Source organism: Acinetobacter sp. S4400-12, assembly GCF_024129495.1.
In the GTDB taxonomy this organism is placed as follows: domain Bacteria; phylum Pseudomonadota; class Gammaproteobacteria; order Pseudomonadales; family Moraxellaceae; genus Acinetobacter; species Acinetobacter lwoffii_C.
In genome coordinates this window covers 60,534-72,063 of the sequence record NZ_JAMXYB010000011.1, presented here as the reverse complement: position 1 = coordinate 72,063, position 11,530 = coordinate 60,534, and the positions used below count along the sequence as shown (strand labels likewise).

Below are 11,530 nucleotides of genomic sequence, written 5' to 3'. Positions count from 1 at the left end.
GAAGTGAAACCTCTTTGCGCTGATGGTAGTGTGGGGTTACCCATGTGAGAGTAAGTCATCGCCAGCTCATTATTCAAAATCCCCCTGCTAAAAAGCAGGGGGATTTCTTTTTTTATAAAAAGAAAAGAAATAAAATAAAAATCAGAACAACAGTTTGGATGTCCTGCTAGAAATTAAAAACTTCGCGAAAGCTTCATACAATTGCTGTCTGTTTGTCATTTAAAGCTGATTTAATCAGTTTTGACTATAAAAAATGACGAGATGAAGAGCCGTATGAGAAAAATTTCGCTGAGCGTGTTAAGTATTTGCATCTTGATGCTTTCTGCTTGTAAAGATTCAGATCATCACGACACAACTTTACCCGAGCAGACATTAACAGAACCTACCCTGATATCTTTTGCCAAGTTGGATGTAGAAACTTATGCAGAAGGTCCTGATTCTGGCCATGATGTTAAGGGAGCGAATGGAATTTTTCCTCCCTTTAAAGGTCAGCCTGTACAAGGTTTTTCGGCTGCCCTTAAAAATCCAGACGGTACTTACCTGGCGATGTCTGATAATGGTTTTGGTGCTCAAGATAATTCAGCAGATTATTTATTGCGTTTACATCATCTTTCAATTGATTTTAGAACTAAAGTTGGCGGGACAGCAGGGGTAAAACCTCTGGCTTATATCCAGCTACGTGATCCTAATCGTCTGATTCCTTTCGATATTGTTCACCAAAATACCCAAGAGCGCCTGTTAACAGGCGCTGATTTTGATCCAGAATCGATGCAACGTACTGTAAATGGAGATATTTGGATTGGAGATGAATTTGGTCCTTATTTACTGCATTTTAATGCTGAAGGCATCTTGCAAAGCCCCCCTATTGCTTTGCCACACCCTAGCAAACCCGGAATTGAACTCCGTTCTCCACAAAATCAGCTGAATAAAATGGGTCAAAATTATGTGACTCCGTTGGTACAACGCAGTGGCGGTTTTGAAGGCATGGCTATCTCCACTGATGGCCAATATCTTTATCCTCTACTGGAAAAACCGTTAATTGATGCGACTCAATCACAACTGATTATTTCCGAATTTGATATTCAGAAAAAAGCTTATACTGGAAAGGTCTATTATTTTGATCTTGATAGCAAAGCCACAGCAATTGGTGATTTTCAGCTATTTAATCAGTCAGAAGGCATTATTATCGAGCGGGATGATACTGAAAATAATCTGGGCGGTTATAAAAAATTAATCAAAATTAAGTTGAATCAACCTGGTGAAGCAGTTTCACGTATAGAGCTGGTCAATTTGATGGATCTTGCCAATCCGGACTTGTTATACGGACCTGTACGCGCAGGCGATATAGCTACTAATACTCGTTTTGGTTTGCCTTTCCAGACAATTGAAGATCTGATTATTGAAGGGCCGGACTTGCTTACTGTGCTGAATGATAATAATTTTCCTGGCTCTAGCGGACGTAACCGCAAGCTGGCAGATGATAATGAAATTATCCAGATTCGTCTGGAAAAAGCTTTATATTAGGAATTGTTGAGCATTTTTAACAAATCCCCAGATGGATCCATCTGGGGATTTTTTTATATAAATTTTACAGAAAACCGGTTTATCACTTTGATAATACTTTATTTTATATGTGAATAATCACATATTTAGCTGAATTAATTAAATATTTTTATTTACAACTTTAGTGTTAAAAAGCAAATAAAGTTAAAAAATGATCAATTTTGCAGTCGACAAAGTATAAATAATCATCCATTTTATATAAAAAGTGAATAACAATTCATTTTTTATACAATAAGTAAAAGCTCACAATTGGAGGTGAGGTAAAAATGTCAGCGATAATAAATGTAAATGCTGTAGTGGATGAAGCAAAGTTTAAACCTTTCCATTTAAAAATCGTATTGTGGTGTCTGTTTGTCGTTATTTTTGACGGTTATGACTTGGCAATTAATGGAGTTGCTTTACCTCTACTCATGCAAGAATGGAATATGACAGCGGTGCAAGCTGGCATGTTGGCAAGTACCGCACTGGCGGGAATGATGTTTGGGGCCATGCTGTTTGGGATGTTGGCAGATAAAATTGGCCGAAAAAATGTAATTCTGATTTGTGTGACTCTATTTAGTGGATTCACCTTTTGGGGCGGTTTCGCCTCAAGCCCAACCGAGTTTGGAGTTTTACGTTTTATTGCCGGTCTGGGTATTGGGGGAGTGTTGCCTAATCTGGTGGCTTTAACCTCAGAATACGCACCGCAAAAAAAGCGCAGTACCCTGGTGACCACCATGTTTAGTGGCTATGCGGTAGGTGGTATTATGGCGGCATTGCTCGGGGCTTGGTTAACACCAAGTTTTGGCTGGGAAATCATGTTTTATATTGCAGGTCTTCCTTTATTGATTTTGCCACTGTTATGGTTCTATCTACCTGAATCACTGACTTTTCTAGTGAAAAAACAGAAAAATGAAAAAGCCAGTAAAATTGTACAGCAGATTGTTCCTGAACAGGCGGTTACCGCAGATACTCAATTTGTACTGAATGAAGTCCACGCACCAGAAGCCTCTATTGCCGCCCTGTTTAAACAAGGTCGTAGCATGAGCACCTTACTGTTCTGGAGCTGCTTCTTTATGTGTTTGCTGATGGTATATGCGCTGGGCAGCTGGTTGCCAAAACTGATGATGGCCGCAGGCTATTCATTGGGTAATAGCTTGATGTTCCTGCTGGCGATGAATATCGGTGCGGTAATTGGTACGATTGGCGGAGGGATTCTAGCAGACCGTTTTCATCTGAAACCGGTTATTATCGGCATGTTCCTGCTGGGTGCGGTGTCTCTGGTGGGCCTCGGCTTTAATTCTCCACAAGTGGTAATTTATTTACTGGTGGCGGCCGCGGGTGCTTCTGCAATTGGCAGTAGTATTCTGCTATATAGTTTTGTGGCGCAATATTATCCTTTATCCATCCGTTCTACCGGCATTGGCTGTGCTTCTGCAGTCGGCCGCACTGGTGCCATTGTGGGACCAATCGTGATCGGTTTCTTGCTGGGCATGGAATTACCACACAAGATGAATTTCCTGGCTGTTGCAATCCCGGCCATTATTGGTGCAATTTCTGTTGCCCTGATTGTGCGTAAAGACTTGGCGGCAGAACATGATACAGAGACTGTGTTGGCAGCCAAAAAACTCAATTCGATTAAAACCTAGGCATTTTTTGCCAATTAAAATGAATTAAACTTTTAAAGAATTACAAAAGCCCCTTTCAATTAAGGGGCTTTTGTTTAAATTTTCTACAAAAATACAGGGCCGAAAAATAGTTAGCTTATGTTTAATTACTAAGCTGAGTTTAATTAAAATTATAATTAATTCATTATTCAATAATTTATCTTAATAAAAACGTGACATATCACGCAAATAAATGCCTTTTCCCAATTCATAGAAATATATCATTTAGTCTTATTGTGCCTGAAATCTGACTTCCGTATATTCCTCAGTCTTGAATCTTCAGTTGAATATTCAATTGAGTCTTCAAAAGGATATTATGGACAAGTACTCATGGGAGATGAGAACGATGACAACGGAAAAAGTGGATATTAGTTCTGTAGTCGATAATGCGAAATTTACGCCTTTTCACTTCAATGTAGTTGCTTGGTGCTTACTCATTATTTTGTTTGATGGCTATGATTTAGCAATTAATGGTGTGGTTTTACCGTTATTGATGCAGGATTGGGGTCTAAGTGCTGTTCAAGCAGGTATGTTGGCCAGTACCGCACTTGCCGGGATGATGTTTGGTGCGATGATTTTTGGTTCCCTCGCGGATAAAATCGGTCGTAAAAAAGTCATCATGATTTGTATTGTATTATTTAGTGGTCTGACTTTTGCCGGGGGCTTTGCTTCAAATCCAACGGAATTCGGAATTTTACGCTTTCTTGCCGGTCTGGGCATTGGTGGGGTGATGCCTAACCTGGTGGCCTTAACTTCTGAATATGCGCCACAAAAAATGCGCAGTACCTTGGTGACCACCATGTTTAGTGGTTATGCCGTAGGTGGTGTGATGGCCGCCTTATTAGGTTCGTGGTTTACACCAAGTTTTGGTTGGCAAATCATGTTCTTTATTGCTGGAGTCCCATTATTTTTATTACCGGTCATCTGGAAATTTTTGCCTGAATCACTCGCTTTTATGGTGAAAGAAAATAAGCAGCAGGAAGCACGTCGTATTGTACGTCGTTTGGCGCCAGATGTTAGCGTAAATGAGCAAACTACGTTTACCCTGCCACAGGGAAATGTACCTGAACCTGCTAACGTGGTGAGCCTGTTCCGTCGTGGCCGTGCGGTCAATACGGTTTTGTTCTGGATTGCCTTCTTTAGCTGCTTACTCACCATGTATGCATTAAGCAGCTGGTTGCCGAAGCTGATGATGGCAGCAGGTTACTCGATGGATAATAGCCTGATGTTTATGATGGTCATGAACGTGGGTGCAGTCGTCGGTATTGTCGGTGGTGGTATTTTGGCTGACCGTTTCCATTTGAAACCGGTATTGATGTTCCTCGGTATGATGGGCGCGATTGTGATGAGCCTGATGGGTTTCCAGTCAAATCAGTTTTTGCTTTACATCTTGGTGTTCTTGGCAGGTGCAGCATCGATTGGTTCGCAAATGTTATTGTACAGCTATGTGGCGCAATTCTATCCATTGGCCGTACGTTCGACCGGTATTGGCTGGTCTTCTGCGATTGGTCGTATGGGTGCGATTGTCGGCCCGATCCTGATTGGTGGCTTGTTGGGTATGAATCTTCCTGCTCACTTCAACTTTATGGCAGTCGGTTTACCGGTACTGATTACAGCAATTGCGGTTGCGTTGATCATGCATGAAAATGAAGCTGACAAGATTGGTTCAATTGAACCAGCAGTGTCTAAAGCTTAAAGCTAAGGATTAAATAACAAGCCTCCGAAAGGGGGCTTTTTTATTGTTAAATTAGTAATATCAAATTATTAAATTTATAAAGATGACTAATTTTTTAAGAGAGAGAAAAGTGATAAATCATATTTCAGAACTTCAGAAATTATTACCTAATTTCCCAACTGATATTTTAGAACAGTGGTTTTTACCTTATGTAGAAAGTAATGGTATGCCTTGGGATAAGGAAGGAAATACTATTGGACGTTGGAAATACCTACTACAAAATAAGCCATTACATTACTGGAAAAATATTCTATGGGATCAAATAGAAGCTTATATTCCAATAGATGAATATTGTGATGAATGGAAATCAGTTTTACTTAATATGGTAGAAGGCGCTGTTTTAGGGAAAACTAATGTTTATTCAATATCAATTAATAATTTAAAAGAAAGGTTTGATTCGGTTTTAGAATATTTAGAAGCAGAGAAAGTATTTCCTAAGCCTCCAATTTTACTTCTAGAAAAGGATAAAGGCATAACTGTTTTAGACGGAAATCACCGAATTTCGGCATTTTTATATTCTTTATCACAACATTATAGGGATAAAAAAGATGGAAAAATTGATACTCTACCTATGTTAAAACAAAGATATTGGATAGGTATCAATAGAGAGAATAAATAATTATTTATAAGTTAGCAATTTTATTTAGATAATTAATTTTTAAAAGATATATTCACAATTTATATGAAGAGAGTGTTTTTGATAACATCTATCATATTTTTATATGAAAGAAATAAGGAGTTTAATTTTGAAACTCAACTCATTCTCCCCAATCCCTGAAGATGATGAAGAACTTCATCTTCCTGAACTGGTGTACTGGGCTTCTCTAGGTGACGTTGAACAGGTCGAGCATGGTTTGCAAGAAGGTCTGAACGTGAATTCTGCCGATGAAGAAGGCTATAGCGCCTTACAGGCCGCTGCTGAAAATGATCATCTGGCTGTGGTCAAACTGCTGGTCAGTAAAGGTGCAGATCTGGCCCATCGTAGCCCTCATACTGCCTTGGAACTGGCCGAAATGGCAGGCAATAAAGAAGTGATTACTTACCTGAAAAGTCTTACAGGCGGAATCTAAACATAAAAAGAACCTCAATCATGAGGTTCTTTTTGTTTTAAGGATTTAAGCCGCTTCGCCTTCAAGTTCTTTCAAGATGGCTTCATTAAAGGCTGGAATATCATCTGGATTACGTGAAGTAATCAATACCCAATCACCGGTATTGCAACGATGAACCGGTTCATCGACCCATTTCCCGCCGGCATTTTCCAGATCCAGCTTAATGCTCTTATACGAGGTCAGATTCTTGTCTTTAATCCGCTGTGCATCAATCAATACCCATGGCCCATGACAGATTGCGGCAATCGGTTTGTGATTGTCAGCGAAATGCTGAATGATGTTCTGGGCATCCTGATTGATTCTTAAGGTATCCGCATTCACTGTACCGCCCGGAATTACCAGCAGGTCATAATCATCCAGATTGACGTGGTCGAAACTGGTATCCGGCGTATATTCGGTAGCAGCTTTGGTATCGCCTTTTACAGTGGCTACATCTTCATTCTTTTCTGCAGCATGAATCACTTCAAATCCTTTGGATTTGAGAAAGTTTAAAGGCTCGACCAGTTCATCATGTTCAATACCTTGATTTGAAGTAATAAAGAGGACCTTTTTTACCATGATCGCTGTTCCCAAAAAATGTGAGGATTTTCAGCTTAACAACAAGCCGATTCTTACAATGTGGGAGTTTTAGCTTGCAATTGTTAAGCAATGCTAAGTCAAGATATCGAGATAAAAAAGCTCCGACCTCCTGTCAGAGCTTTTTTTGTACTTGACTTTTAGGCATAACTCCTGTCATACCTTACGTCCTGATGTATTATTACATTATTCTTCTTGTTTTTAGGTATCTGAGCGTCCTGCTCTTTATAGGGGGTAGAATAGTCTGCATTGAAAAATCGGTATAGAGGTTGATCATACTGCATGTTGTAAGCCTGAACTTACAAGGTTAAATCAGACCCCCATAGTCCTGTTTAGAAGTGTATATCCAGACCGACATAAGGCCCTTTAAACTCAAGTTTCAGATCAGGTGCCTGACTCTGCTCAGCGTCAACCTTCATGATCCGATAACCCGCTTTGGCACCGACATCAACCAGTAGATTATCAATAAAATTATATTGCACTTCGGCCTGCAAGTCAGTGAGCGAGGTATCGCTACCACGGCTCAATACAGCCTCTGCTTTGGCGCTGAGTCCGGTAAATGGCAGTTTCACTCCGGCCTGTCCATAAACCAGGGCTGCATAACCATCCGCTTCATAATCCGTCAAGTAGGGCGCATTGCGATGTTGAACGGTACCATGCAGATTGGTAACACCAAGGCCCAGATCTGCACTCACGATATTGTCGAGTATTTCGTAGTAGAGAATATAATCAATCCGGTCGAGCTGAATGTCCGCGGAAAGACCCGAAATATCTTCCTTACTTTGGCTGTCCAGATTAACGTATTTAATTTTAACATTCGGAATGATCGGTACTGGATGCTCTAAGGCCACAGACAGTTGTGCCGTACCCTGACGATCCAGCGCATGCTGATATTCTGGCACTGGATGACGGGTTGTATTTTCACTATAACCCTCAAAATTCCAGTAACTCAGATCAGCTTTCAGCCCCAGCACATCTGCATGACTGAATGTGGTCAGGCCACATCCGAGGAATAGGGCAGTTAATATTGTGATCTGCTTCATATTTTTCCTTATATTTTGTTTAAATTGAACGATGTCATTTACCGAAATACATATTCTTAATATCTGCATCTGGGTGCATCATATAGCTAATTTTAAAATTGTAATATATTTGGATGCGAAGGACGGAGCAATGGGATCTACAGCAGTACAGCCTTATAACGATTATCCCCTATATGTAGCCGGAAAACCGGTGGAGACAGGAGCATGGCTGGAAGTTAAACATAAATATAGTCAGGAACTTTATGCGCGGGTTGCCCTGGCAGATGCCAAAACTTTAGAGCAGGCTATTCAGGCTGCTGCCGCGGCCGAAGCCGAGATGGCAGCGTTAAAACCTTTTCAAAAGCAGAGTATCCTGTTGCATTGTGTGCAGCGTTTTAAGGAAATCCGTGAAGAGCTGACCAATATCCTGATTGCAGAAGGCGGTAAGCCTCGTAAAGCTGCTGCTGCGGAAGTTGAACGCCTGATTAATACCTGCCAGATTGCCGCAGATGCCGTCACCCAGATGGATCAGGGACGTATTTTACCGCTGGCCGTTACGGCAGCAGCCGCGGATTATCAGGGCATGGTCAAGCAGATGCCTATTGGTGCCGTTTCCCTGATCAGTCCGTTTAACTTCCCGCTGAATCTGACGGCACATAAGATTGCACCAGCAATTGCTGCAGGTTGTCCTTTTGTATTGAAACCGGCCAGCCTGACGCCAATTTCTGCCTTAAAAATTGCCGAGATTCTGGCTGAAACCGATTTACCGAAAAATGCCTTCTCGGTTTTGCCATGTCCACGTGATCTGGCCGATGTACTGGTCACTGATGACCGTTTCAAGCTGCTCAGTTTCACCGGTTCAGATGTGGTCGGCTGGGATATGAAAGCACGGGCAGGGCGTAAAAAAGTCACCTTGGAATTGGGTGGTAACGCAGCGGTGATGATTGAGCCAGATACTGAAATTACAGAAGCGTTGATTAATCGTTTGATTGCCGGTGCTTATAGTCATGCTGGACAAGTGTGTATCAGTGTGCAGCGCATTCTAGTGCATCAGGATATTTATAATGATGTCCGGGACAAGCTGGTTCAGCAAGTCAAAAACCTGAAAGCAGCAGATCCTGATCTGGAAAGCACTTTGGCAGGTCCGATGATTAAAGCCACTGAAGCCCAGCGTTTACAGCGCTGGTTAGATAGCGCCGTTGCGCAAGGCACACGGGTACTGGCGGGCGGCGAATTAAATGGTGTGATGTTTGAACCGACCCTGCTTGAAAACGTTGACCGGCATCTGGAAATTTATCGTGATGAAGTCTTTGGTCCGGTGGCCATTTTGGAAGCTTATGCTGACTTTAAATCTGGTATTGCCAGCATCAATAATAGCCGTTTTGGTTTGCAGGCCGGGGTCTATACCCAGAATCTGCAAAATATGCTCTATGCCTGGGATCATTTACAGGTCGGCGGCGTCATCATTAATGATATTCCTTCTTTCCGGGTAGATAACATGCCTTATGGCGGGGTGAAAGACTCCGGTCTGGGCCGGGAAGGGATTCAGTCGGCCATCCGGGATATGCAGGAAGAACGGATGCTGGTCATTAAAACCTAAGCGGATTGAAGTAATCAACTGAAGTCCACAATCGGCAAGCCGCAGATTGTGGAATTTTATTTTTAATTCAATAGCCATAAATTTGGAACGAGGAAAACATGCAAGCTTGATTAAAAAGCTTGGTCTATTGTCTTGCATGCAAAGTGATACGCTACTTTTTATTGGGAGGTTCTACGAATGGTTGAACTGCTAAGCAATTGACGGGGAAAAGGCTGGAAAAACCGGAGTAAAACTTACAAATCATGTGTTTCAAAATTTCTCACAATATCGAGTCAGTAAAATCAAGATCAGTTGGTCGAATTATTGAACGATTGACTAAGAATAGATTATAAAAGAAGAATATTTTGAGCAGAAATTACAGAAAAAAAGTGAAAAATTCAGTATTGTTAAAGCATCTAAAGGTCAGTGAACGCATCAGACTTTAAGCAAGCTGTACATTTTACTGACCTGTTTGCACATTAGAATACGATGCCCAAAAGGCACAACGCTAATTCAAACACCAAAAAATAATGGAAATGTTTCTTTTTTTGCTGATGAAATAATCATAACAAACAGCATGAAAAGGAATTTATAGTTTAGGTGTTTTATGACAGATTCTCGTGAAAACTGGTCCGCGCGATCAGGATTTATTATCGCAGCCGTAGGTTCTGCCGTGGGTTTGGGAAATATTTGGCGCTTTCCTTATGTGGCCTATGAAAATGGCGGCGGTGCATTTTTAATTCCTTACCTGATTGCTATTTTTGCCGCTGGTTTACCTTTATTGTACTTAGATTATGCCGTTGGCCATAAGTTCCGTAAGGCTCCACCAACTGCCTATAAGAAGCTCATGAACTCTGAAGCCTTGGGTTGGTGGCAAGTGATGGTGACCTTAGCGATTGGCCTCTATTATGCCAGTGTCTTGTCGTGGGCAGGCAGTTATATGTTCTATTCCATTGGCCAACAATGGGGAGCAGACACACAAGGATTCTTTTTTTCTACCTATTTGCAAAATGGTGAAGGCCTAGCCTTAGGTTTTGTGCCAACCTTATTTTTTGGACTGGTGATTGTGTGGGCCGTGGTGATGTTCATTTTATATGGCGGCGTTCGTCGCGGTGTAGAACTTGCCAATAAAATTTTTATGCCCTTGCTGGTGGTGTTATTTACCATTTTGGTCGTACAAGCGCTGCGTTTACCCGGCGCAACCACAGGTTTAAATGCCTTTTTTACCCCAAACTGGGAAGCGATGGCGAACTATAAAGTATGGCTAGCCGCATTTGGGCATATTTTCTTCTCACTTTCAGTGGGTTTCGGGATTATGCTGACCTATGCCTCCTATTTGAAGAAAAAAACCAATTTAACAGGTTCTGGTCTGGTGGTTGCATTAGCAAATTCATCCTTTGAGATTTTAGCCGGGATTGGGGTCTTTGCTGCATTAGGCTTTATGGCTTATAGCTCGGGTTTGCCAGTAGAAGAGGTGGTATCGGGAGGAATTGGCTTGGCCTTTATTGCCTTCCCTAAAATTATTTCGAGTATGGGCGCGGGAGGAGATCTGTTTGGATTCTTGTTCTTTGCCTCGTTAACCGTGGCGGGAATCACCTCCATGGTGAGTATCCTGCAAGTTCCTATTGCAGCCTTTCAGGATAAATTAGGATGGTCACGTAAGAAAGCGGTCACCATTATTGCAGGTGGTTCAGCGGTGGTGTCTACATTGATTTTCTCGACACACAGTGCAATTACCTTTGTCGATATTATCGACTACTTTGCCAATAACATTGGGATTGTCGGGGGCGGTGTACTTTCTATTATCCTGGTGTCCTGGTTCCATCGTCCATTAATGCAACAGTTACAAGCGCATGTTAACCAATACTCAAGCATTAAATTAGGCAAGGGCTGGAACTTTTTGCTGACAGTCATTACCCCATTATCCTTGTTGATCGCTTTGGGCTTAACCATCAAGTCCATTATTGCCAGTGGCTATGGGGATTATGCGACGCACATTTTATGGATTGTCGGTGGGGGTACCGTGGCCCTGTTTATGCTGGGCGCTATTGGCTTGAGCTATTTAAAAGATAGCACGACTGGGGAGGAGAACTAAGATGAATACTTCCGCAATATTTATGATGGCCATTTCAATGATCTTGCTTTGGGGAGGTTTGATTCTCGCCATGCTGCATTTGGCGAAGCACCCGGATGCAGAAGAGGATGATGTCCTGGACGAGGTCAAAGACCAGCACATACTTTAACTAAAAATCTGTTGATCTAGCCCAACAAACCATAAAAATGAAAGTCATTATCCCCTG

Annotated in this window: 10 protein-coding genes; 8 read left to right on the top strand and 2 right to left on the bottom strand. The window is 41.8% G+C overall.

What is annotated here, in order from left to right:
• Positions 1 to 273: 273 nt before the first annotated feature.
• The 5 genes from NI461_RS06955 (at position 274) to NI461_RS06935 (ending at position 6,014) form a co-directional block, all read left to right on the top strand.
• Positions 274 to 1,524, top strand: a complete 1,251-nt coding sequence (locus tag NI461_RS06955; RefSeq protein WP_253156865.1) for an esterase-like activity of phytase family protein — start codon at positions 274 to 276, stop codon at positions 1,522 to 1,524.
• Between the two features lie 305 nt (positions 1,525 to 1,829).
• On the top strand, positions 1,830 to 3,191 hold the full coding sequence (locus NI461_RS06950; RefSeq protein ID WP_174659052.1) for an MFS transporter: 1,362 nt from the start codon (positions 1,830 to 1,832) through the stop codon (positions 3,189 to 3,191).
• A gap of 364 nt (positions 3,192 to 3,555) precedes the next feature.
• Positions 3,556 to 4,905: an aromatic acid/H+ symport family MFS transporter gene (locus NI461_RS06945; protein WP_253156864.1), complete on the top strand. Its 1,350-nt coding sequence runs from the start codon at positions 3,556 to 3,558 to the stop codon at positions 4,903 to 4,905.
• An 82-nt stretch (positions 4,906 to 4,987) separates the two neighbouring features.
• A complete protein-coding gene (locus NI461_RS06940; RefSeq protein ID WP_253156856.1) occupies positions 4,988 to 5,563 on the top strand; it encodes a hypothetical protein in 576 nt (191 codons plus the stop codon).
• A gap of 127 nt (positions 5,564 to 5,690) precedes the next feature.
• Positions 5,691 to 6,014: an ankyrin repeat domain-containing protein gene (locus NI461_RS06935; RefSeq protein WP_253156853.1), complete on the top strand. Its 324-nt coding sequence runs from the start codon at positions 5,691 to 5,693 to the stop codon at positions 6,012 to 6,014.
• Between the two features lie 45 nt (positions 6,015 to 6,059).
• On the opposite strand, the gene NI461_RS06930 is transcribed toward NI461_RS06935, so the two are convergent.
• A complete protein-coding gene (locus NI461_RS06930; RefSeq protein WP_151205230.1) occupies positions 6,060 to 6,611 on the bottom strand; it encodes a type 1 glutamine amidotransferase domain-containing protein in 552 nt (183 codons plus the stop codon).
• Positions 6,612 to 6,961: 350 nt separating this feature from the next.
• Complete coding sequence (locus NI461_RS06925) at positions 6,962 to 7,672, bottom strand: TIGR04219 family outer membrane beta-barrel protein (RefSeq protein WP_253156851.1); 711 nt, start codon at positions 7,670 to 7,672, stop codon at positions 6,962 to 6,964.
• Between the two features lie 130 nt (positions 7,673 to 7,802).
• Here NI461_RS06925 and NI461_RS06920 point away from each other — a divergent pair, with 130 nt between their 5' ends.
• From NI461_RS06920 to NI461_RS06910, 3 genes are all read left to right on the top strand, one after another.
• Positions 7,803 to 9,251, top strand: coding sequence for an aldehyde dehydrogenase family protein (locus NI461_RS06920; protein ID WP_253156849.1), 1,449 nt, complete (start codon positions 7,803 to 7,805; stop codon positions 9,249 to 9,251).
• A gap of 586 nt (positions 9,252 to 9,837) precedes the next feature.
• On the top strand, positions 9,838 to 11,325 hold the full coding sequence (locus tag NI461_RS06915; protein WP_151207149.1) for a sodium-dependent transporter: 1,488 nt from the start codon (positions 9,838 to 9,840) through the stop codon (positions 11,323 to 11,325).
• A gap of 1 nt (position 11,326) precedes the next feature.
• Positions 11,327 to 11,473, top strand: coding sequence for a methionine/alanine import family NSS transporter small subunit (locus tag NI461_RS06910; RefSeq protein WP_174659058.1), 147 nt, complete (start codon positions 11,327 to 11,329; stop codon positions 11,471 to 11,473).
• Positions 11,474 to 11,530 lie beyond the last annotated feature (57 nt).